Origin of the sequence: Acinetobacter sp. WC-323, from assembly GCF_000314615.1 — a bacterium.
Taxonomy (GTDB): Bacteria; Pseudomonadota; Gammaproteobacteria; order Pseudomonadales; family Moraxellaceae; genus Acinetobacter; species Acinetobacter courvalinii.
The window spans coordinates 107947-131781 of record NZ_AMZS01000068.1 but is presented as its reverse complement, the minus strand read 5'-3'; the positions used below and the strand labels follow the sequence as shown (position 1 = coordinate 131781).

The following is a 23835-nucleotide window of genomic DNA, read 5'->3' as shown; positions in this document are numbered from 1 at the left end:
TTTTATGCACATGCGGTTAAATCTTTTGAATCATCAAGCGCCAGGCTTTGTTGCTTTGCCACGTATTGCTTAAGATAAAGACTTGCACGATATTTTTCTTCACCATAAATGGCATATAAATTATTGAGGGTTTGTAGCACATACGCTGCGCCCAATTGCATCATCCATTGATACGGCCCCTTAGGATAATTGACCCCATATCGCATGGCATTATCAATATCTTCCATAGTGGCAATCCCGTGCAGGCTGGCCTCACAGGCTTCATTGATCAACAGGACAATGGTACGTAAAGTTAATAATGCAGGATGGTCTGTAATCCAGATCACATGAATCTGATATTGGGCAAAAAATGCCTCAACTTTTGCCAGATCATCGGCTTGGCATAACGGGTTATGACTCAGGACCACCGCTTGCGCCTGCACAAAATCATGATGCCAGTCCATCAATACCGTTTTACGGCTTAGATAGTTCAGGTGGGCAGATTCACCCTGACTTAAACGCAGATCAATATCGTCTATCTGAATGATATTTTGTTCATGTTCAGTCCCGCTATTGAGTGCCAGGCGTGTGAGCAACTCAGGTAACTGAGACCATGCACCTTTAACCTGTATCTGTGCTTGAAAAGGTGTGGTGCTCAGGGCTTGAGGTTGAAATGTCGAATACTGGTTTCTTGCATCGTAATGATAAAAACCTTGTTTGGCCTTGCGTCCCCATGCGCCTGCATCGACCAGTTCCTTCTGCACCAGACTCGGACGGTAGCGTGGCTCATAAAAGAACGCTTCATACACACTTTGGGTCACAGAAAAATTTACATCCTGCCCAATCAGATCGGTTAACTCACATGGCCCCATGGCAAAACCACCACACTGCTTTAAGGCATAGTCCAGCTGATCATAGCTAGTGACCTGTTCTTGCAAGGCACGAAATGCTTCTGCATAAAATGGACGGGCAATCCGGTTCACAATAAAACCAGGTGTCGATTTGGTCAGCACCGGGATTTTTTTCCAAACCAGCATCAAGGCTTTTAAGGCCTGACATAAGGCCACTGGCGTTTTTAAACCTTGGACAATTTCGACCAACTTCATTACTGGTGCAGGATTGAAGAAATGTAAACCCACCACACGTTCAGGCTGTGGAATCCCTGCTGCAATCGCAGTGACTGAGATTGAAGAAGTATTGGTTGCAAAAACAGTCTGTTCACCACAAATACTTGCAAGCTGTTGAAACAATGCCTGCTTGACCTCCAGTTTTTCAACCACCGCCTCAATCACTAAATCCACATCTGCTAAATCGTCTATACCCTTGGCAATGCTTAGACGGGAACATGCCTGCTGAACCTGCTCATGCGTTATCTTGCCTTTTTCAACCAGTTTGGCAAAAGTCTGATGTAATCCATCAACCGCCTGCTGAGCCTTTTCGCGATCGAGATCATACAGAATCGTAGCGTGACCATTAATGATCGCCAACTGGGCAATACCAATCCCCATGGTTCCCGAGCCAATCACGGCGATTTTGGCATGGGATAAATCGAAACTCATCATGCTTAACGCCCCTGAAAATTTGGCTCGCGCTTATTCATAAAGGCTTGAACTCCTTCACGATAATCTTCCGAACGCCCAGCAATACGCTGAAAATCGCGTTCTAAATGCATCTGTTCGTCAAAGCTATGGTTGCTGGATTGATGCAGCGCTTTTTTGATCAGTGACAGACCAAAAGTCGGTTGCTTGGCAAGACGTTCTGCCAGCTCTGTGACTTTGCTTTTTAATTCACTGTCTTCAGCGACATCCCAAATCATGCCCCATTCTTTGGCGGTTTCCGCTGGCAATTTATCACCCAGCAACGCGAGCCCCATAGCACGCGCATGACCGACTGCACGTGGCAGGAACCAGGTTCCGCCCGAATCAGGTACCAGACCTAAACGGCAAAAGGCTTGTACAAAGTTGGCAGATTTTGCGGCAATCACCAGATCACAGGCCAAGGCGATATTTGCCCCGGCACCCGCCGCCACACCATTTACGGCACAGATCACAGGCTTCGGCATATTCACAAGGGTTCGAATCAGCGGGTTATAGTAAGTTTCAATCGAATATCCCAGATCGGGTGCCGCAGCGTTCGGATCAACGACGCGATCACCCAAATCCTGTCCTGCGCAGAAACCACGGCCTTCACCGCTGATCACAATACAGCGAACCTCCGGTTTTTTAGCCCAGAGATTCAAAACTTCTGCGACTTCTCGGTGCATCTCGACATTAAAGCTATTCAAGGCCTGTGGACGGTTAAAGGTTAAGTAGCCCACCGCATTTTTTTCTTCCACGATAATATTGTTATAGTCCATTTTTACTCACCTCTAAATACTGGTTTTCTTTTTTCAAAAAATGCATTAATGCCTTCATTTCGATCTTTGGTGGCTGCCAACCAGACAAAGTTTTGCCGTTCGGATTTCAGTCCCTGACTTAATGTGGTTTCATGGATACTTTTGATCGATTGCTTGATCACCCGAATCGCCAAAGGTGCCTGTTTGGCAATCTTGTTTGCCAGTTGAATGGCATATTCCACGGTGAGCGCAGACGGTACCACTTCACTACAGATGCCATGTTGCTGTGCCTGCTGAGCTGAAATCATTTCACCCGTCATGGCCCAGCGCATGGTCAGTTGCTGTCCCACCAGACGGCCTAAACGCTGTGTTCCACCCGCACCGGGTAACATGCCTAAACCAATTTCCGGCAAGGCAAATTTGGCATTATCTCCACAAATCACCATGTCCGAATGTAGAACCAGTTCAAATCCTGCACCCAAGGCATAACCATTCACTGCTGCAATGATAGGTTTGCTAAAACTGTCAATTTTTTGCCACAGCTTTGGACGAATATCGAGTTGTAAGGACACCGCATCCATTGCCGCCAACTCGCTCAGGTCTGCACCCGCAGCAAAGCAATTGCTATTACCGGTTAGCACAACAACTTTCACTTGAGCATCGTGTTCAGCCTGTTCCAGCAAATCACATAGATACTCTAAGGTGGCATTATTCAAGGCATTGCGTTTTTCTGGACGGTTTAAGCTCAACAGCCTGACACCCTCAAGCGGCGTTTCAACCTGAATCAATGTTTGCATCGCTGTTACTCTACTCATCAAAGCTCAAACGCACATTTGCGCCTTTGGGTAAGGTCTGGCAGCTCAGCACATAGCCTTTTTCCACCTCATCCTGTTCAAGGCTATAATTCAGGAACATATCTACTTCACCTGACAGTACCTTGCAGCGACAGGTTGCGCAGACGCCACCTTTGCAGGCATAAGGCAAATCTGCACCTGCACGTAAGGCAGCATCCAGAATACTTTCGTCTTCTTGTCCAACCGCAACAATCAACTCTCGTCCATCGAGTACGATATTGACTTTTTCTTCCTTACGATTGGCATCGGCTTCCGCTGACCGTTTACGGACATGCCCGGTATTAAAACGCTCGGTATGAATGCGCTCTTTAGCCACCCCGTAATCCGGTAACAGGCGTTCAACCGTGTCCATCATTTCATCAGGGCCACAGGCAAAGACATGATCAAAGTCTGGTTCTAACACGTCATGTTGAAATAACTGCTTGAGTTTGTGCTCATCAATCCGGCCATTCAGCAACTCGCTGTCATTGAATTCCCGAGAGAAAATATTGATGAGCTGAAAACGTTCTTTAAACTGGTCTTTCAGGTCCATGATCTGCTCGGCAAACATGGTCTGTTTCCACGAACGGTTGCCATATAACAAGGTGAAATTCGCCGAGTCTTGCTCAAAGAGTACCTGTTTGATAATTGACAGGATCGGAGTAATGCCACTGCCCGCAGCAATACCTAAATAAGCTTGACCACCCGTACGTGCCGCTTTCTGAAAAAACACCCCTTGCGGTGGCATGACTTCCAGCACATCACCTACTTTTAAATGTTCATTGGCCCAGTTGGAAAATTGGCCCTGCTCAATCTTTTTCACCGCAATGCTGATGTCTTCTTTTGGTGCATAGCTACAGATTGAATAACAACGGCGAATTTCCCCTGCTTCGGTTAAATGGCGAATGGTGAGATGCTGTCCTGGCTGAAACTGAAACTGTTGCTGTTGTTCTGCAGCCAGATCAAAGGCAATACAAATTGCCTGATCGGTCTGCGGTGTAATTGTTTTTACTTTTAATGGAATAAATTGGCTCATGGTTGATTTCCTTATCCAAGGCTTCAAATACATTTAAAATAATCAAAGGGTTCAAGGCAGTCCTGACATTTGTAAAGTGCTTTGCAAGCGGTGGAGCCGAACTCGGTTAACAGTCGGGTTTTTCGACTCTTGCAATGAGGACAAACCACACCATCACTCAGATGCACATGCGTTCCGCACTGTTGTGCCGTACCTTCTGGTGGGGCGATACCATAGGCTTGCAGTTTCTGTTTACCTGCGTCCGACATCCAGTCCGTGGTCCATGCTTCTGATAAATCAATGATGACTTTTGCAGGGATCAAATCTTCTGCTGTCAGTGCTTCGACAATCTGTGCTTTTAACAGGTCAGTAGCTGGACAACCGCTATAAGTTGGTGTCAATCGAACAATAATTTCTTGCTGTTCATTCAACTCCACCCCACGGATCATGCCCAAATCCACCACCGACAGCACTGGAATTTCTGGGTCGCTGACCTTGTGTAAAACATCCCAACATTGGTCAATACAATGACGAATCATATGCATGGCGACACTCCTTGCCTTACCAGGTCATTTCAGGATAACTGCGTTGAATGGATTGCATTTCAGCCAATAGATAACCCAGATGCTCGGTATGCAAACCTTGTTTGGCTCCACGGCGGTAGGCACCATTCGCAGGAACACTGAGTTCAAAACGCTTCAGCTCGGCAGTTACAATCTGATCCCAATGTGCTTTTTCACTGGATAAATCAGCAATGATGCCCTGCTCAACCAGTCCCTGTTCTTCCGCAGTGAGTTCAAACAGTTCAGCGCTAAAGCGCCACAAATTGTCTAATGCCTGTTGCACACGTTGATGCGCCTCTGCTGTGCTGAGACTTAAACGCTCCATCCAGCTGGTGGAGAAACGAATGTGATATTTGGCTTCTTTTAAGGATTTCACCGCCAATGCCGCGACTTCTGGCGTTGCCGATTCAGCTAAAGCGGTTAATAACAGCACATGGTAATGATCCATTAACCATTGACGCACGATGGTTTGCGCAAAATCACCATTCGGTTGTTCGCATAATAGTAAGTTCAGAAACTCACGTTCATTACGAAAATAGGCCAACTGGTCTTCATCACGCTTTTCGGCTTCATATTGCCCAGCCAAGGTCAGGAAATTTCGGGATTGACCAAGCAAATCCAGACCGATATTGGCCAAAGCAATATCAATTTCCAGCTCTGGCGCATGACCACACCACTCGGCCAGACGTTGTGCCAACACCAGTTGACTGTCGCCGATATGTAATAAAAACTTCGATAAAATCGGGTTATTCATTTGCATACTCCCTTACATGTGCTCAATGCCGTCAGGGATATGGTAGAACGTCGGATGACGATAGACTTTGTCCAGTGCAGGTTCAAAAAACTCGGCTTTTTCATCTGGCTGTGAAGATTTAATCAGTTCCGAACGCACCACCCAGATACTGATACCTTCATTGCGACGGGTATACACGTCACGTGCATGTTGTAGGGCGATCTCATCATCAGGCGCTCTTAAACTACCAACATGACGATGGCTTAAACCCTGTTTACTCCGCACGAACACTTCATAAAGCGACCAATTGTTCTTATTTTCCATTACGATATCCTTAAATTTTTCCATCAATTCTGTTTTAAGCGACTTTACTGACTTGGTTTTGCTGTTTTTTGGCGTAGACCACGGCTGCATCACGCACCCACTTGCCATTTTCCCAAGCCTTGCGGCGTGCTTCGATCCGTTCATGATTGCAAGGCCCACGACCTGCGATCACCTCATTAAATTCTTGCCAGTCAATTTCGCCATAGCTGTAATGACCCGTTGCTTCATTCCATTTCAAGTCAGGATCAGGCACTGTTAGGCCAAGCTGTAATACTTGTGGCACGGTGTTATCGACAAACTTCTGGCGCAATTCATCATTACTAAAACGTTTGATTCCCCACGCCATGCTTTGCGCACTGTTTGGGGAATGCTCATCACTTGGACCAAACATCATTAAAGCTGGCCACCAGAAACGGTTCACCGCATCTTGCGCCATTTGTTTTTGTTCCAGTGAACCAGCGGCCAATGCCATCATGGCTTCAAAACCCTGACGTTGATGGAAACTTTCTTCTTTACATATCCGCACCATGGCACGCGCATACGGCCCGTAAGAAGTACGACACAAGGCCACCTGATTGACAATTGCAGCGCCATCCACCAACCAGCCAATCGCCGCGACATCAGCCCAGCTCACCGTTGGATAATTAAAGATCGATGAATATTTCATTTTCCCATCAATCAGTTTTTCCATCATCTCATCACGGTCTGCACCCAGGGTTTCAGCCGCACTGTAAAGATAGAGACCATGTCCTGCCTCATCCTGCACCTTCGCCAGTAATACCGCTTTACGTTTTAAGGTCGGTGCCCGAGTAATCCAGTTACCTTCTGGCAGCATGCCGACAATTTCCGAATGACCGTGTTGTCCAATCTGGCGAATCAAGGTTTTACGATAGGCCTCAGGCATTGCATCCTTAGCTTCGATGGTGATGTCATTGGCAATATTGTGCTCAAATTTCTGATAGTTATTTTCCATGTGTCAATTCCTTGAGGATTTCATCCATGAATCTATTTTTCGATACACACAAAACAAAGTCAATCAATATTTTTGTATCAAATTGAAATTAACCACAAAACAGGATCCAAAATATTGATTTGTTTTATTTTAATTAAATTATTAAAAATTTTATTTCGACTTTAAAACAAAATAAGGTTGACTTTTAACGCATTCAATATGAAATTATGAATCATATTTTTAATATTTCTAGAATTGATGTATCACATAAAAATGGAGTTTGATCATGCTTGAACAAGCACACCAAGAAGAAACAGCTAAGGATATTGATGAACAAAGCTCAAGCCAGCCATTAACCAGACTGGCGTCTTATGTCTATGGAACCTGGCATTCCAGCCATGAAGATACGCGTACGGTTGTCCATGCGATTACGGGTGCGCCGATCTATACCGTCAGTAGTCATGGCATCGACATGCAACAAGTGGTCAAGTATGCCAAGCAAAATGGTACTGAACTGGCCAACTGGACTTTTCATCAACGTGCCCATGCCTTAAAACAAATTGCCCAGCATTTACTTGAACAAAAAGAACAGTTCTATGGCTTGGCGCATGCCACTGGTGCAACCCGTAAAGATGCCTGGATTGATATCGAAGGCGGGATTCAGACCTTATTCGCCTATTCAAGTCTGGTGCGCCGCGAACTCAATGATGAAAAAATGATTACCGAAGATAGCTGGATTCAGCTCTCTAAAAACGGCACTTTTGGTGCCAAGCATATTTTAAGCCCTAAAGCCGGTGTTGCTGTGCACATCAATGCCTTTAACTTCCCGATCTGGGGCATGCTGGAAAAAATTGCACCAACCTTATTGGCTGGCGTGCCCTGTATCGTCAAACCTGCGACTGAAGGCGCCCAGCTGACCCAAGCGGTGGTTGAGGCGATTGTTGCAACAGGCCTGTTACCAAAAGGTTCACTACAACTGATCTGTGGTCAAATTGCTGACCTGTTTGATTATTTAGGCCCGCAGGACTGTGTGACCTTTACCGGCTCGGCCTATACCGGACAAAAGCTGCGTAATCATCCACATTTAAACAAATATTCAATTCCATTCAGTATGGAAGCTGATTCGGTCAATAGCGCGATTCTCAGTCCAGAAGCAAATGAAGCGACGCTGGATCTGTTTGTACGCGAAGTGTTCCGTGAAATGACCACCAAAGCAGGACAAAAATGTACCGCCATTCGCCGTGCCTTTGTACCTCAAGCGTTGCTTGAACAGGTCCAGCAAAAACTGAGCGCCAAACTGGCAAAAGTCGTGGTGGGTGATCCACAAAAACCGGATACGACGATGGGTGCATTAGCCAGCCCGAAACAAAAGCTTGATGTGGCAGCCAAGGTGGCTGAACTGGCAAAAGAAGCCCAAATTGTATTTGGTGGAGATAGCGCATTCAAATTTAATGCGGACCATCCAGAAAAAGGTGCCTTCTTTCCACCAACACTTTTACGATGCGAAAAACCATTAAAAGCCGTCTCAGTGCATACCACGGAAGCATTCGGCCCGGTATGTACCTTGATGCCTTATCAATCCATCGATGAACTGGCTGATCTGGTGGCACGTGGTGAAGGCAGTCTGGTGGCCTCAGTAGTAAAAAATACGGATGAAAATATTGAACAGATCATCCAGAAAATTGCGCCATGGCACGGGCGTATCCATATTCTGGATGAAGAATCTACCAAAGAAAGTACCGGACATGGTTCTCCACTACCTCACCTCGTTCACGGTGGACCTGGTCGTGCTGGTGGCGGTGAAGAACTTGGCGGCATTCGTGCAGTTAAACACTATATGCAACGTACCGCAATTCAAGGTTCTCCCAATAGCCTGACTCAGGTCACGCATTCATGGACTGCAGGTGCAAATATTAATGAAGACCGCGTTCATCCATTCAAAAAATCATTTGATGAGCTGGTGATTGGCGAGCGTTTACTGACTGCACGCCGTACCGTGACCGAAGCAGATATTGTCAATTTCGCCTGTCTCAGCGGTGACTATTTTTATGCGCATACCGATAAAATCGCTGCAGCTGATTCGTTCTTTGGTGAGCGTGTCGCCCATGGTTATTTCATTGTCTCAGCAGCAGCGGGATTATTTGTCGATGCCGCCCAAGGCCCTGTGATTGCCAATTATGGTATGGACAACTTACGTTTTGTTGAGCCGGTTAAAATTGGTGATTCGATTCGTGTTGAACTGACCTGTAAGCAGAAAACACCTAAACCGCAAAAAGATCCATCTCAACCTGAACACGGCGTCGTGGTCTGGGATATCAAGGTGAAAAATCAACGAGATGAATTGGTAGCAACCTATGATATTTTAACTTTGGTTGCCCGCGCAGCTTAAAATTAATGCTTGATGGATACCCTTAACGATCCATCAAGCCCATTCAAAATAGGCTATGTTCACCTTCAGTTTAATGCAGGAAAATCCATGAGCGCTTATATCATTCTGATTCGCAAACAATTAAAAAATAAAGATGAAATGAAAACCTACACCACTTTGGCACGCCAGGCCAGTCAAGGTTTTTCAGCTGAACCGATTGTTTTTTATGGACAATCAATTGCGCTGGAAAATATTGAAAGTGATGGCGTTGCCATCATTAAATTCAGCAGTATGCAGGAAGCACAGAATTGGTATCACAGCGATGCCTATCAGCAAGCCAAAAAGCATCGTGATTTGGCAGGTGAATATATCGTCATCTTAACCGAAGGTCTGGATTAAACCCTAACCAAGCAATAACGGATTGAATCGACTGAACAATAAAGCGATTCAGGCTGACTCAATCCCCTGTCATTTAAGTCAATTTTATAAAAAATTATTTTCTTCCTGTTTTTTTTAAATAATAAAAAACAACTACATAAAAAACATTAAAGTCTCATTTTACCCTTTATCTTTCTCCACTTCCCTCGTCACACAAGACATAGTCTTTTAAGCTTGGGCATGTCAGCATAAATTTACAACCATCCTCCAGGATATAACCATGTCAAACATGATGAATAAGGCTCAAGGGCTTGGGCTATCTTTGATCACCAAACTCGCAGGAAGCGAAATGCTTGATCAACTCAAATTAAGAAAATTTGTAGAAAAATCATTATATCAGGGTTCAAAAACAGGCTTTAAGGTACTGAATAAAACACAAAAAGCATTTAAGCCGCAACCACTCGACAAACAGCGTCTTCCCACCCAGACCAACAAGAATCTGTTTGATCTGAGCCTGACTGAAGAACAGCAAATGACGGTTGACGCGATGTCACAATTTGCTGAAGAAGTCCTATACAGTTTGGCGCATGAGGCAGATCATCATGCCCAGTTCCCTGAACAGTTGTGGCAACATCTGGTTGATTTGGGACTTAACTATTACGCTTTGCCAGAAGCATTGGGCGGTGTGGCAGCAGAACAAAATATTGTCAGCAATATCCTGATCGCAGAAAATCTGGCTAAAGGTGATTTCAGTTTAACCGCAGGTTTACTCAGTACCTTTAGTGTTATCAATGCAATCACACGCTGGGGCTCAACCCAGGTACAATCGATGTATTTACCTGTGTTTGCAGAAGATACTGATGTTACGGCGACTTTCGCATTTCAGGAGGCAACACCTGCTTTTAACCCATACCAGTTAAAAACTACGGCAACTGAGGCCAATGGGCAGTTCTATATCACTGGTGAAAAAAGCCTGGTCATTTTAGGTGACATTGCTGATGTGTTCTTGGTCAGTGCGGAGTTCAACGGTCAACCTGACATTTTTGTGGTGCAATCCAATGAAACAATCGCAATCAAAGCCAACCCAGCAATGGGACTCAAAGCCGCTGAAACAGCAACCCTTCTATTCAATCAAACCCCAGCCTTACGCTTAGGCGATGCTGATTTTGATTACACTGCCTTTGTCGATCTGGGCAACCTGATGTGGTGTGCCATGGCGATTGGCACATGCGAAGCGATTAAAGCCTACTGTATTCAATATGCCAATGAACGTACAGCTTTTGGTGAACCTATTTCGCATCGTCAAAGTGTGGCCTTTATGATCGCAGATATGGCGATTGAAATTGATGCCATGCGCATGCTGGTGCTCAATGCTGCAAGTCTGGCTGAGGCTGGTCAACCTTTCCATCGTGAAGCCTATCTGGCACGTCTGCTCTGTGCTGAAAAATCAATGAAAATCGGAACGGATGGCGTTCAGATTCTAGGTGGTCATGGCTTTACCAAAGAGCATCCTGTTGAACGTTGGTATCGTGATCTGCGTGCGACTGCAATCCTTCATTCTGGCCTACATGCTTAATTTTGGAGAACAATAATGAATTTACAAAATCCGAAAAAATTCAAAATGCTGGTGGATCAGGCACACGAAACTGCGCTGAATGTTTTACGCCCTATTTCACGTAAATATGACAAAGCTGAACATGCCTATCCCAAAGAGCTGGATATGCTGGCTGCTTTACTGGATGGTATGAATGAAAGTGGTGAAGGTGTCGGTGCAGCCAATGCCAGCAAACGTGGTACGGTTAACCCGGATACGGTGGTGAATGGTGGCAATATGTCCGCAGCGCTCGGCATTATTGAAATGTGCTATGGCGATACGGGCCTGTTACTGAGTATGCCGCGTCAAGGCTTGGGTAACTCTGCCATCGCGGCAGTCGCCAATGATGAGCAACTTGAACGCTTCAAAGGAACCTGGGCAGCGATGGCGATCACAGAGCCAGGTTGTGGTTCAGACTCTGCCGCGATCCGTACCACGGCGACCAAAGATGGCGATGACTATATCCTGAATGGTGAAAAAATCTTTGTCACCTCAGGTGAACGTGCCGACTCGGTGGTAGTTTGGGCCACGCTGGATAAAAAATTAGGTCGTGCTGCGATCAAGTCTTTTGTGGTTCCTAAAGGCACACCAGGCATGAAGGTCGAGCGTCTGGAACATAAACTGGGCATTAAAGCCTCTGATACTGCGGTAATCAGCTTTATTGACTGCCGTGTTCCTGCTGCCAATTTATTGGGGAATCCTGAAATTGACGTGGCTAAAGGTTTTGCAGGCGTCATGGAAACCTTTGACAATACCCGTCCACTGGTCGCAGCAATGGCAATTGGGTGTGCCAAAGCCTCTTTAGAGCGTATCAAGGAAATTTTTAAAGATCAGCTTGATCCTGACTATGCAACACCCTACTTACAGACCTCAAACCTAGCTGCACAAATCTATCGTATGGAAGCTGAGTGGGAAGCTGCACGATTATTGATGATTAAAGCAACCTGGATGGCTGACAATAAAAAGCCGAACTCGAAAGAAGCATCAATTGCCAAAGCCAAAGCAGGTCGTGTAGGCAATGAAATTACGCTGAAATGTGTCGAGTTGGCTGCCAGTGTCGGTTATGGCGAAGATGAATTACTGGAAAAATGGGCGCGTGACTCAAAAATTCTGGATATTTTTGAAGGTACACAACAGATCCAGCAATTGATTATTGCCCGTCGTGAATTAGGTAAATCATCAAGTGAATTGAAATAACTTTGCTTGAGCCGGAAAAGGCGTTAAAGTCTTTTCCAGCTTTTAACTTCTATAATAAAAATATCTTCCTATGCCGAAACTGCAAAGATTTGAAGACCCCTTAATTTTAATCATAAAAAATATATTGATTATTATCTTGGTTATTTGTTCTTTGATTTTTTTTGCCTGTTTAAGCCTATATATGCGGTATCGCTACCATCAAGCTGACTATATTAAGGCAGCATTTAGGCAAATGACCTCAATCAATCAATATATTTTTCTGCCTAACAAATTGAATGATCCGGTTATCCAATATACGCAACAAGATGTCAGTATTCGAAAATTTATTACCATCTATCGACTCGATACATCGACAACTAGTCAAATCAAGGCTCAATTTCTAACAAAACCCAGCCTATTTTTTGAAAATAAAATGTTTAACTGTATAAACCCGACGATTAAAACCAGATGGCGTTTTCCTTATCTGACTTTTCATTATGTTCGCCCATCTGAGTTGTTTAAGCACCACCATGATTACAAAATGCACGGCTCCTTTATCGTCTATGGAACAAATAAATATATCAGGCAAATAGAAACAATATGTGCAAAGCCCCAAAGTTTATATATCTATCAAGATCAGCAACAATTACTCAGGACGCTGGAATCGTTTAATCAACCCCATAATATTCATTTTAATGAGGTGGATATCAGACTTAATAGCCAAGAAAAACTGTTATTTATAGAAATGACATTAACCAAATAAATCCTAAATTCGAAATCCAGTTTAAGCATGAGCTAAACCAGATTCCGATCTCAAGCATGATGTTGGATTCCAGCCATTTACCGCATCGTCACAAATTCTTCGGCAGAGGTAGGATGAATCGCAACCGTATTATCAAAATCTTGCTTAGTAGCGCCCATTTTTAAAGCCACCGCAAAGCCTTGCAGAATCTCATCCATGCCAAAGCCGATCCCGTGAATACCGACAATTTTTTCAATGTCACCCACACAGACCAGTTTCATTTTGGTCGGCTGACGATGCTGGGTAATAGCACTATACATCGCCGTGAAAGATGAGTTATAGACTTTAACCGCTTGTTGGCCGTATTGCTCAATCGCTTCTTTTTCAGTCATTCCTACTGTGCCGATGGGAGGATGACTAAACACCACGGTCGGAATATTGTCATAGTCTAAGTGCTCATCCGGTTTATGGTTAAATAAACGTTCAGACAGTCTACGCCCCGCAGCTACAGCAACCGGAGTCAGCTCCATTTTCCCGGTAATATCGCCCACCGCATAAACTCCTTGCTGTGAGGTATTCTGATATTTGTCGACTTGAATATAGCCGCGATCATCCAGCAGCACATTGGCATTCTCCAGATTCAAACTGGTCGTATTCGGTTCCCGTCCGGTAGCCCAGATCAAGCAATCCACCGTATGGCTTTTACCATTTTCTAAATGTAAAGTCACGGAATCATCTGTATTTTTCGTGATTTTCTTTGGCACAGCTTGGGTATGAACCGCAATGCCATCTGTTTGCATAACTTCGACCAGGGTTTCACTCACAAATGCATCGAAGCGTCTTACCGGTAAATCCTTACGGATAAACAATCCGACGTGTGAGCCCAAAGCATTGAGTACACCCGCCAGCTCAACCGCAATATAGCCCGAACCAATCACTGCAGTGGTCTTTGGTAAAGCGGTCAGTTCAAAGAACCCATTTGAATCAATGCCATATTCAACTCCTTCAATATCTGGTAATGAAGGCTGGGTCCCTGTTGCAATCAGGATATGATCTGCAGTAAATCGCTCACCGTTGACTTCAATGGTATTTTTATCAACAAATTGGGCCGCGCCCTGAATAAGATCAACCTTATTATTGCTTAGGCTATTTTGATAGGACTGATGAATCCGATCGATATATGCTTGTCTATTTTTAATTAAGGTGTGCCAATCAAAAGATTCAACCTTACTGTTAAAACCGTAATCTGGACCATATTTATGAATGGCCTCAGCTACATGCGCCGCATACCACATCACTTTTTTAGGTACACAGCCTACATTGACACAGGTTCCCCCAAGCTCGGCTTTTTCAATTAAGGCACATTTTTTTCCGTACATGGCAGCACGATTTACCGAGGCAATTCCGCCACTTCCAGCACCAATCGCAATATAATCATAATGTTTTGTCATCTTTGCCTCATACATCGCTGATAAGATTATTTTTAAGTTATACATAGATATACAGCAAGAATATGTAAAATCCGTACTTGGTTAAAGTTTTAATACAAGAAAATAAAAAGGCACTAATGATGACTCATCAGTGCCCTGCTTTGAACATGCTTTTTTGAATTATTCAGTCGTTTCGGTCATTACCGAAAGTTGTTGTAAAGATTGATCCACTACACCAAATTTTTTAAATAGTTTGGCACGACGCTTTGGATATATATTCGCTTTATTCAAATCACCTTTATAATGATCAAATACGCGCTTATCCATCATTTTTGACCATAGCGGTGGAATCAAGGCAGGCAATAGCATACTCGCATATCCACTTGGCAACTCTGGGGCTTCATCAAAATGACGCAATGCCTGAAATGGTCGGGTCGGATAAGCATGATGATCAGAATGGCGCTGCAACTGATACAAGAACAAGTTGGTCACAATATTATTGTTATTCCAGCTATGCTCCGGCATGGTACGCTCATATTTGCCGTTTTTATCCTTTTGACGTTTGAGGCCGTAGTGTTCAATATAGTTAATAATTTCAAATAAACTAATGCCATAGAACGCTTGAGTGGCCAAATAAGGAATTACCCCCTTACCAAACAAGCCAATCATTGAACCATGAAATGCAGCACTCATGCCCCAGCCTTGAAGCAATTCATTTTCAGTTGACCAGAACTCTTTGCCTTTACGTTTTAAACGGGTGGTTTCGATCTCGATTGCAGATTTGAAAGATCCGATTACGGTACGTGGCCAAAACTCATAGAAGGTTTCACCCATTTGTGAAGATGCTGGATCCTCAGGCGTAGCAGCACGCTTATGGTGACCATAAGGATGTTCAATACGGAAATGGTTATAACCCGTTGGCACCAATGCAAGATGTGACAAGATATGATCAATACGATCATGTTTATGACTCAGCTCATGTGCGGTATTAATTGCAATCCCGTTGACGGCTCCCATTGAGATGCCTAACAAGATTTTGTCTAAGAAGGAAGTTTCTTTACGGCTGGTTAAATAACAGGCATAGACATTGGCAGCATATTGTAAGGGAATAAAGCTTTTCACCAAACGAGAATAATACGGATCTTTTTCCAGTAGTTTAATATCTTCATCTGTCGGATTATTGGCATCTTTCCCAATAATCGTATCAATTGTTGGAATCACAATGTGTAAAACAATTGGACCACCTAAAGCAAAGATTTTTTTCAATGGACGTGGTGCAAATTGATAACCTGCTAAAATACCAATCCCAATGGCAGGTAAAGCTGGGCTAATCGCCCATAAATAACGTTTACGATCCAACTGAGTTTTTGACTTTGGAATGCTTACTGGCGTAAGTTCTTGCTCAACATTTACTGGCGCATTCATCATCTTATCCATGTCTTTGTATATATAAGTATATTTTGATGAATTATGGAATTCATGACAGTTGCAAGCGTCCAAAAAAGCTATGTCAAAGTCTTTGGCATCATCCCCCCTGTTTTTGTCCTATAAACACATATTGAGTTATTGGCGCAGCTCTCTATAATTTAAATGAATACATCGTTAAAAAATCATATGGATGCTTTAAGTAAAATATTTGCGGATATTCATTTAAACCACACTGAATATATCTACTTGAAAACCCAAGGAGAATGGAGTTTCATTTGCCAAGATCAAACGGCTTTGCTTGTACATATTGTTCTGGTAGGTTCTGTTTTTATTCAAATTGATGCACAAAATAGTTTAACTGCCCATGCGGGTGAAATTGTTGTTATTCCTTCAGGTAAAGCTCATACAGGAGCAGACAATGCCATTACCAAACTGGTCGATGCCGTAGATATATCAAAACTGTTTGATGGACATCAAGAAGACGCTATCGAATTTGGTACTGATTCCGCTGAAAAAAATCTGATTTTGACGATACGTTGCCAAATTGATACCATCATGGCACGCCCTTTTATTCAGGCCTTGCCGCCGATGATCCATCTGCAGCATGGCGATACCAATGCACCGGAATGGTTGCAAATCGGCTTACATTTCCTGGCTTTAGAAACACAGAATATTCAGGCCGGTCGCGATATCATCATCGATCACTTAGTCAATATTTTATTAATCAAATGTATTCGCGATCATATTCAACAAATCTCAAGTCAACATGGCTGGCTTAGTGCTTTAAATCATCCTGAGCTTAGTAATAGTCTGGCGGCCATTCACAATCATCCTGAAGACGCTTGGACAGTGGAATCACTGGCAGAACAATGCTGTATGTCACGTTCCAAGTTTGCCAGCTTATTCCATGAGGTAATTGGTGAATCACCTCTGGCCTATTTGCAGCAACATCGTATGCGTCTGGCCAGCCAATACCTACGTAAAAGTAACTACTCAATTCAGCAGATTGCCAATAAAGTCGGTTACTCCTCAGAAACTGCTTTTAGCCAGGCCTTTAAACGTACTTTCGAACATTCGCCCAAACAATATCGGCAGTTATTTGTCGAGGAAGAAAATCAGGCATAAAAAAAGACACTCATGTGTCTTTTTTTGCTTCTCGTCATTGGTTAACGCACGATACCGCGTGTGGATTGTTCCAATGAATCAATGAACAGCTGGGCTTCAGGTGTTTTGAGCAGAATTTCATTACGAATCTGTTCAATCGCCTGTTCAGTAGTTAAACCCGATTTATAAATCAGCTTATAAGCTTCCCGTAAACCCTGAATCGTATCACGAGACCATCCTTTACGACGCATTCCTTCGATATTCATACCGTAAGCACGCGCTGGATTACCAGAAGCCATGATATAAGCCGGTACATCTTTAAGAATGAGCGCTGCGCCACCGATCATGCTATATGAATCGATTTTGCAGAATTGGTGAATGCCCGCATTACCGCCGACAATCACATGATCGCCAACATGGACATGTCCGGCAACACCAACATTATTGGCAAAAATATTATGGTTCCCAATCACACAGTCATGCGCGATATGCGTGTTTACCATTAACAGGTTATGGCTACCAATTTTGGTCAGGCCATGATCCTGAGCCGTACCGCGATGCAAGGTACAATGTTCGCGAATCGAATTGTGGTCACCGATTTCTAACCAGGTTTCTTCGCCCTGATATTTTAAATCCTGACAAATTTCCCCAATACTCGAAAACTGGAAAATATCGTTATTTTTACCAATTCTCGTAAAACCGCCAATAACAACGTGTGAATGTAATTTTGTACCAGAGTCAATACTTACATTTGGACCCACAACGCAATACGGACCAATTTGTACATCAGATGCGATTTCTGCAGACGGGTCAATAATTGCTGTGGGATGTATTAAATTTTGACTACTCATGTCTGCTCTATTTTCTGGTGTGAAATAATAATCTCTGCCGTTGCAGCAACAATGCCATCAACGCTAGCAGTACAATTGTACTTGTAAATGCCACGTTTTTGCATCACAAGTTCAGATTTTAAGACAAGCTGGTCACCTGCAACAACCTGTTTTTTAAATCTGATTTTTTCTGCACCTGCGAATAAAAACAGTGAACCTGCTTTCGGCTTTTGATTAGTTAAGACAAAACCCAAGATTCCAGAAACCTGTGCTAATGCTTCAATCATTAGAACACCAGGCATAATTGGATAAGTCGGGAAATGCCCTTGGAAAAACTCTTCATTAATCGAGACGTTCTTATAACCGACAATACTGTTCTCAGTTATTTCCGTAACGCGATCAACTAATAAAAATGGATAACGATGGGGTAAATATTCACGAATGGTAAGAATATCCATGGGTAATTCAGGCATCGTAAATGCTGGAGATGTAGACTCAGTCATAATAAATTATTTACGTAACTTAAAGGTTGATTCAAGGGACTCTAATTGAGCTTGCATATGATCAAGCCTTTTAGTGATTTGGGTCAATGGCACATCTGCTAATTGTCTAAGACGCACAATCGTCTTTTTCCAGTGACTATTTTCAAAAAGTCCCATGCCAGAAGAATACGTTCCAGGCTCAGAAATATTTCTTGTGACCATTGACATTGCAGTAAGTGTCACATTATCTGCAATTGTAAGGTGTCCAACCACCCCTGAGGCACCGCCCATGATACAGTTTTTGCCAATCCGTGCACTGCCAGCGATTCCACAGTTCGCTGCGATGGCGGTATTTTCACCAATATGCACATTGTGAGCAACTTGCACAAGGTTATCAATAATGACACCATCTTCGAGAACTGTATCGTCCAGTGCACCACGGTCAATACTGCAATTTGAACCGATTCGTACATCATTTCCGATCCGAACCGAACCCAGTTGTGCAATACGATGCCACTTACCTTGATAGGGTGCAAAGCCAAAACCTTCCGTACCAATAACCGTATTGGCATGGATACGCACACGATCTTTCAGTTTTGCAGCACCGGTAATGGTGACATGGGCATCAATAAAACAGTCTTGTCCAATCTCGACTTCATCATCAATAAAAGCATGTGCCTGAATAATCGTATTATTACCCACCACACAGTTCTCACCAATTACAACATAGTGGCCAATATATACATCATCGGCAATCATTGCAGAGGGATGAATTTTGGCGGTACTTTCAATACCGTGTTGGCTAATCTTTTTTTCAAATATATGCGTTAAAGTAGCAAATGCGAGATAAGGATTATCGACAACAATAAAGTTTTGTTTATCGATCAGTTGTGATTTAAGCGAAGCTGTGACGATATAGGCGCCCGCCTGACTGGCTTCAGCCTGAGTTAGATATTTTTCGCCATTCACGAAACAGATCTGATTTTCTTGCGCATGTTCTAAACTTGCCAAGCCCGAGATCTGAAAATCTTGTGCACCGAAATACTCACCTTTGACAAGGTGAGCAATTTCTTCTAAACGATAACTACGTCTATTCATTGATTATTTAATTGAATTAACCTTTTGAATCATTTTATCAGTTAAATCATACTGTGCGTCAGAGGCAATCGTAGAATTTTTATTCAAAATAAAGTCTAAGTTGTTCTCTTTACGCAATTGTTCAGCAGCTTGCTTCACACGTGTTTCAAAAGTTGTATTCATCGCCTGCAAACTCGACTGAACTTTGGTTTGCAAACCTTGCTGAGTTGAATTGAATTCACTCAATTTTGACTGATATTGAGCAGTTAACTTCTGAATATCGGCCTGATTCATTTTTTGGCCTTCAGTCTGTGCTTTTTGTTGTAAAGACTCCAGCTCTTTACCCAATTGCTCAAGACGGGTTGAAGTCGGTTTTACCGACTGGCTCAAACTTGCATTTTGTTGCTTAAGATAAGTACTACTTTCTACAACCTTAGCCAAATCAACTACAGCCAGTCCTGCAGCATTGACCGTTGCAGAAACTGTTAATCCCAAACCTAACATCAGCTTTGTTAATGTTTTCATTATTGCATCCTTTATATATTTTACAGCGCTAAGCGAGGCCGTACTTAGAAAGTACGACCAATTTCGAATTGGATCGATTTAGTATCATCGCCAGGTTTATCGTTTAACGGATATGCATAGCTAAGTGATAATGGTCCAATCATGGTAATCCAGGTAAAACCGACACCGACGCTATAACGCATATTGCCAAAGTCAAACTTATAGTTGTCATTACAATATTGTTTGATATCAATATCCGCACCATTCATGCGCATTTTTCCAGTTGGGACATCACATTTGGTATCAAATACCTGTGCGCCTTCAGCAAATAATACTGGACGAACCTGACGTGCCCAATCGCCTTTGAATGGTAAAGGTAAGGCCAGTTCTGTACCGAACTGAACTAAAGCATTACCACCAACTTCTTCCGGATCTGGATCGTTCTTATTGGTTTCCTGGAAAATCACACTTGGATATTTTGGTCCTAAAGTACTGTTGTCATAACCACGTACCGAACCATAACCACCTGCATAGAAGTTTTTATAGAATGGTAGGTCATTACCATAACCTAATTTACCATAACCACGAAGTACGAATCCGGCACCTAAAGATTTAAAGGCTTGTGCATCATAAGTCATCTTTTGATAGTCAACATCACTACCCGGTAAACCAATTTCTAGCCCCACACGATGCGACATACCCGAGGTTGGGAAGATTGGTCGATTGAGTGTGTTATAAGACCAACCAAGATTTAACATATAGGTTAAGAATGTACCTTCGAAAGCACTTTCATAAGTATCGTAACCACCTACACATTTCGGTAAACCATTTTCATCTAGTATTAGCTCACCAGTCTCTTGATTTTTTTCATACTCATCACTTAAACAACGCTGAGCAGAATTTGTCGCTTTACCACCATTCGCTTTTAAATAGTCACGAATATAAGTTGAAACGCTTGGACCTGTACGAACCTTAGTTTGATCAACACCAATGGAAGCACTTAGACTTTGATTTTCATCAATTGGATAACCAAAACTTAGACTACCACCAATACTGTCAGTCACATAGTTGTTAACGTTATAGTCTTTATTTAACTTGGTTTTACGATAGTAAACGTTATAACCACGACTCACACCATCAATAGTGAAGTATGGATCAGTCACACTTAAGTTATAGTAATCTTGAGTTTCTGAACGGGACAAATCAATCGCGACACGATTACCTGTACCCATGAAGTTAGTTTGGCTCAAGCCCGCCTGGAAGGTTACACCACCATTTTGTGAGTAACCGACAGCCAGTGTAGTTGTTCCCGAATGCTGTTCCTCGACATTAACGTTTAAGTCAACTTCATCAGGAGAGTTTGGTACACGAACCGGTTTGACATCAACTGTTTTAAAGAAACCGGTACGTTCTAAACGGACCTTGGAAAGATCAATTTTTTCATTGCTCGCCAATGCACCTTCCATTTGACGCATTTCACGACGTAACACTTCATCTGCAGTTTTACTGTTACCTGTGAAGTTGATACGACGTACCGTCACTTGCTGACCTGGGTTAATATAATAATTCAGGTTCACAATACCGGTTTCATTATTGATTTCAGGTACAACATTGACTTCTGCATAGTAATAACCCGCATTACCATATTTACGCAGCAGAAGCTGTTTAACCGCATTAACTTTTTCTTGTGAATAGGTTTCGCCATCTTTATACAGTTTAAGTGCCGTGAGCTCTTCTGGTTTATAAAGTGCATCACCCAAGAATTTGGTTTCACCAAACTTGAACTGGCTACCTTCATCTACTGAAACTTCGATAAAGATGTGCTTTTTATCTTCACTGATGTTCAGTTGTGAATTAATAATATTAAAATTGATATAACCTTTGTTTAGGTATAAAGCACGTAAAGCTTCCAGACTGGCAGCCATTTTCTCACGTGCATAACGGTCATTACGGGTTACCACAGAAGCCCAGCCGCTTTCTTTTACCGCGAAAGCCTGCTTGATATCGCTATCACTAAAGACCGTATTGCCAATAATGTTAATATCAAAAACTTTTGCCGCAGTACCTTCGTTAAAGTTTAACTTCAACTCAACACGGTTATTTGGACGTGCAACTGTTTCAACAGTGACGTCAGCATCATAACGACCTTGCTGGGTATATTGCTGCTCCAGCTCAGTTTCAATAATCTGTAAAGCAGATTTTTTGAAGACTTCACCTTCCGCGATTCCCATTTTCTTCAAGCCTTGTTCCAAGGCTTCTTTAGGAATCAGTTTATTGCCTTTGAACTCCAGCTTTGAAATTACTGGACGTTCAACAACTTTAAAGACTAAAACATTATTTTCTTTATAAGTTTTAATGTCATCAAATAAACCAGAAGCATACAAAGTGCGAATTGCCTCAGCAATCATCGGATCACTTACTCTATCGCCACTATTTATTGGTAACATAGAATAGATACTTGCAGGTGTTAAACGCACTAAGCCATCAATTCGTATATCTTGCGCAAGAAACTCATCTGCAGCGTATGCTTGTTGTACCACTGCCATCGCACTAACCAGTGCCAAAGGCATTAATAAATGTGTGTGACGCATGCCCATATATTTTCCAGTAAGTTAAATTCCATTTGCGTTGTTATAAACGCATGAAGTCGTTAAATAAAGCCAAAAGCATCATGCTACCGAGCAGTACCATACCAACTTTTAGACCAAACATCTGTATTTGTTCAGAAACAGGTTTACCACGAATTGCTTCGATAAAGTAATACACGAGGTGACCACCATCCAGCATCGGAATCGGCAACAAATTCAGGATTCCCAGACTGACACTCATCAAAGCCATAAAGGAAATAAAAGTTTGCCATCCCATTTCCGCGCTTTGACCAGCCACTTTAGCAATGGTGATTGGACCAGACAGGTTATCCAGACCAATTAAGCCACGTACCATCTTGATAATTGAATTAAAAATCATGCCTGAGAGCTGAGTGGTCTTATCGACGGCAACACCTAAAGCTTCAATCGGTGAGTATTGAATGGTTTGTTTATATTCAGCTGGAATCGTGATCTTGCCTGCATCACTCTTCACACCCAGTACACCCGTGGTATTACCCATATTGTCACGCTGACCTTGCGGCATAACCTGCAAATGCACAATCTGGCCTTGGCGCAATACATCAATATTCAGCAATTTTTCAGGTGAACTTTGAACCACATCAACCACATCAAACCAGTCTTTCATTGCAACATTATCGATTGCAACGATCTGATCACCCACTTTCATGCCTTGACGTACTGCTGCACCATCTGCACTCAGTTCTTTGACTTTGGCCGGGATAACCGGACGGTAAGGCAAGAAACCTAGCACATCCAAAGGAGACTGACTTTGATCTTTCAGGAAATCTTTAATCGGTAGACTCACCTGCTTTTCAGTGCCCGCACGATCAACGATGATCGAAACTCGCCCAGTTTCACCGACACGATTCACCAACGCATAATTCAGTTTTTCCCATGTTGGTGTTGTTTGACCATCAACATTGACAATCTTGTCACCCACCTTCAGATCAACTTGAGCAGCTGGTGTATTTGGCATAATTTTACCAATACGGGTATTCAACTGCTCTTGAGCCGGCAGAAACAAAATCCAGAACAGAAACACTGCAAAAAACAGATTAATCAATGGGCCCGCAGCAACAATGGCGATGCGTTTCCAAGGAGACTGCCGGTTAAAGGCATAAGGTAAATCTTGCTCAGCAACATTACCTTCACGCTCATCCAGCATCTTGACATAGCCACCCAGTGGCAAAGCAGAAAGCTGGTATTGAATCCCTGATTTTTTAGACTGCCATTTTAATAAAGTTGGACCAAAACCAATTGAATAGACCAGAACCTTGACACCAAGTTTACGTGCCACCCAATAATGACCAAATTCGTGAATTGCGATTAAAGGACCAAGCAATAAAATCGCTGCAACAATCATAAATAGTGCATTCATA

22 protein-coding genes are annotated in these 23835 nt (G+C 43.0%); 6 read left to right on the top strand and 16 right to left on the bottom strand.

Translation table 11 applies throughout. The annotated features are described in order from the left end of the window. Positions 1-2: 2 nt before the first annotated feature. The 8 genes from ACINWC323_RS01640 to paaA are packed head-to-tail and all read right to left on the bottom strand — an operon-like array spanning position 3 to position 6755. Complete coding sequence (locus tag ACINWC323_RS01640) at positions 3-1541, bottom strand: 3-hydroxyacyl-CoA dehydrogenase (protein ID WP_009515395.1); 1539 nt, start codon at positions 1539-1541, stop codon at positions 3-5. A 2-nt stretch (positions 1542-1543) separates the two neighbouring features. Continuing rightward, positions 1544-2335: a 2-(1,2-epoxy-1,2-dihydrophenyl)acetyl-CoA isomerase PaaG gene (gene paaG / locus ACINWC323_RS01645; protein ID WP_009515549.1), complete on the bottom strand. Its 792-nt coding sequence runs from the start codon at positions 2333-2335 to the stop codon at positions 1544-1546. A gap of 2 nt (positions 2336-2337) precedes the next feature. After that, positions 2338-3111 carry an enoyl-CoA hydratase-related protein gene (locus ACINWC323_RS01650; RefSeq protein ID WP_009515565.1) on the bottom strand — a complete coding sequence of 258 codons (774 nt, stop codon included), beginning with the start codon at positions 3109-3111 and terminating at the stop codon, positions 2338-2340. Positions 3112-3121: 10 nt separating this feature from the next. Then, on the bottom strand, positions 3122-4183 hold the full coding sequence (paaE, locus tag ACINWC323_RS01655; protein ID WP_009515405.1) for a 1,2-phenylacetyl-CoA epoxidase subunit PaaE: 1062 nt from the start codon (positions 4181-4183) through the stop codon (positions 3122-3124). Between the two features lie 23 nt (positions 4184-4206). Then, positions 4207-4707 carry a 1,2-phenylacetyl-CoA epoxidase subunit PaaD gene (paaD, locus tag ACINWC323_RS01660; RefSeq protein WP_009515472.1) on the bottom strand — a complete coding sequence of 167 codons (501 nt, stop codon included), beginning with the start codon at positions 4705-4707 and terminating at the stop codon, positions 4207-4209. Between the two features lie 16 nt (positions 4708-4723). Then, complete coding sequence (gene paaC / locus ACINWC323_RS01665) at positions 4724-5479, bottom strand: 1,2-phenylacetyl-CoA epoxidase subunit PaaC (protein WP_009515642.1); 756 nt, start codon at positions 5477-5479, stop codon at positions 4724-4726. Between the two features lie 12 nt (positions 5480-5491). After that, positions 5492-5782 (bottom strand): 1,2-phenylacetyl-CoA epoxidase subunit PaaB, encoded by a 291-nt coding sequence (gene paaB / locus ACINWC323_RS01670; RefSeq protein ID WP_005230234.1) that lies wholly within the window; start codon positions 5780-5782, stop codon positions 5492-5494. Positions 5783-5816: 34 nt separating this feature from the next. Beyond that, positions 5817-6755, bottom strand: coding sequence for a 1,2-phenylacetyl-CoA epoxidase subunit PaaA (gene paaA, locus ACINWC323_RS01675; protein WP_009515396.1), 939 nt, complete (start codon positions 6753-6755; stop codon positions 5817-5819). A 265-nt stretch (positions 6756-7020) separates the two neighbouring features. On the opposite strand from paaA, the gene paaZ reads away from it, so the two are divergent. The 5 genes from paaZ (at position 7021) to ACINWC323_RS19510 (ending at position 13013) form a co-directional block, all read left to right on the top strand. After that, positions 7021-9123 (top strand): phenylacetic acid degradation bifunctional protein PaaZ, encoded by a 2103-nt coding sequence (gene paaZ, locus ACINWC323_RS01680; protein ID WP_009515578.1) that lies wholly within the window; start codon positions 7021-7023, stop codon positions 9121-9123. 87 nt (positions 9124-9210) lie between these two features. Then, positions 9211-9501, top strand: a complete 291-nt coding sequence (locus ACINWC323_RS01685) for a DUF1330 domain-containing protein (protein ID WP_009515432.1) — start codon at positions 9211-9213, stop codon at positions 9499-9501. A 268-nt stretch (positions 9502-9769) separates the two neighbouring features. Then, positions 9770-11056: an acyl-CoA dehydrogenase family protein gene (locus tag ACINWC323_RS01690; RefSeq protein ID WP_171062230.1), complete on the top strand. Its 1287-nt coding sequence runs from the start codon at positions 9770-9772 to the stop codon at positions 11054-11056. A 15-nt stretch (positions 11057-11071) separates the two neighbouring features. After that, complete coding sequence (locus ACINWC323_RS01695; RefSeq protein ID WP_005285609.1) at positions 11072-12271, top strand: acyl-CoA dehydrogenase family protein; 1200 nt, start codon at positions 11072-11074, stop codon at positions 12269-12271. A gap of 70 nt (positions 12272-12341) precedes the next feature. Next, entirely contained in the window at positions 12342-13013 is a 672-nt protein-coding gene (locus ACINWC323_RS19510) for a hypothetical protein (RefSeq protein ID WP_009515399.1), read from the top strand. Between the two features lie 77 nt (positions 13014-13090). Here ACINWC323_RS19510 and gorA read toward each other — a convergent pair whose 3' ends face one another. Further along, entirely contained in the window at positions 13091-14443 is a 1353-nt protein-coding gene (gene gorA / locus ACINWC323_RS01700; protein WP_009515597.1) for a glutathione-disulfide reductase, read from the bottom strand. A 159-nt stretch (positions 14444-14602) separates the two neighbouring features. Continuing rightward, positions 14603-15847: an alkane 1-monooxygenase gene (locus ACINWC323_RS01705; RefSeq protein WP_009515689.1), complete on the bottom strand. Its 1245-nt coding sequence runs from the start codon at positions 15845-15847 to the stop codon at positions 14603-14605. A gap of 189 nt (positions 15848-16036) precedes the next feature. On the opposite strand from ACINWC323_RS01705, the gene ACINWC323_RS01710 reads away from it, so the two are divergent. Beyond that, a complete protein-coding gene (locus ACINWC323_RS01710) occupies positions 16037-16975 on the top strand; it encodes an AraC family transcriptional regulator (RefSeq protein ID WP_032881757.1) in 939 nt (312 codons plus the stop codon). A 41-nt stretch (positions 16976-17016) separates the two neighbouring features. Here ACINWC323_RS01710 and lpxA read toward each other — a convergent pair whose 3' ends face one another. The 6 genes from lpxA to rseP are packed head-to-tail and all read right to left on the bottom strand — an operon-like array spanning position 17017 to position 23834. Then, positions 17017-17805, bottom strand: a complete 789-nt coding sequence (lpxA, locus tag ACINWC323_RS01715; protein WP_009515668.1) for an acyl-ACP--UDP-N-acetylglucosamine O-acyltransferase — start codon at positions 17803-17805, stop codon at positions 17017-17019. Further along, positions 17802-18287, bottom strand: a complete 486-nt coding sequence (gene fabZ, locus ACINWC323_RS01720) for a 3-hydroxyacyl-ACP dehydratase FabZ (RefSeq protein WP_004772011.1) — start codon at positions 18285-18287, stop codon at positions 17802-17804. The genes lpxA and fabZ overlap by 4 nt, the downstream gene beginning before the upstream one ends. 6 nt (positions 18288-18293) lie before the next feature. Beyond that, on the bottom strand, positions 18294-19364 hold the full coding sequence (lpxD, locus tag ACINWC323_RS01725) for a UDP-3-O-(3-hydroxymyristoyl)glucosamine N-acyltransferase (RefSeq protein ID WP_009515403.1): 1071 nt from the start codon (positions 19362-19364) through the stop codon (positions 18294-18296). Between the two features lie 3 nt (positions 19365-19367). Further along, positions 19368-19868, bottom strand: coding sequence for an OmpH/Skp family outer membrane protein (locus ACINWC323_RS01730; protein ID WP_004772009.1), 501 nt, complete (start codon positions 19866-19868; stop codon positions 19368-19370). Between the two features lie 44 nt (positions 19869-19912). Next, entirely contained in the window at positions 19913-22444 is a 2532-nt protein-coding gene (gene bamA / locus ACINWC323_RS01735; protein ID WP_009515615.1) for an outer membrane protein assembly factor BamA, read from the bottom strand. Positions 22445-22478: 34 nt separating this feature from the next. Next, positions 22479-23834, bottom strand: a complete 1356-nt coding sequence (gene rseP, locus ACINWC323_RS01740; RefSeq protein WP_009515636.1) for an RIP metalloprotease RseP — start codon at positions 23832-23834, stop codon at positions 22479-22481. Between the last annotated feature and the right edge of the window lies 1 nt (position 23835).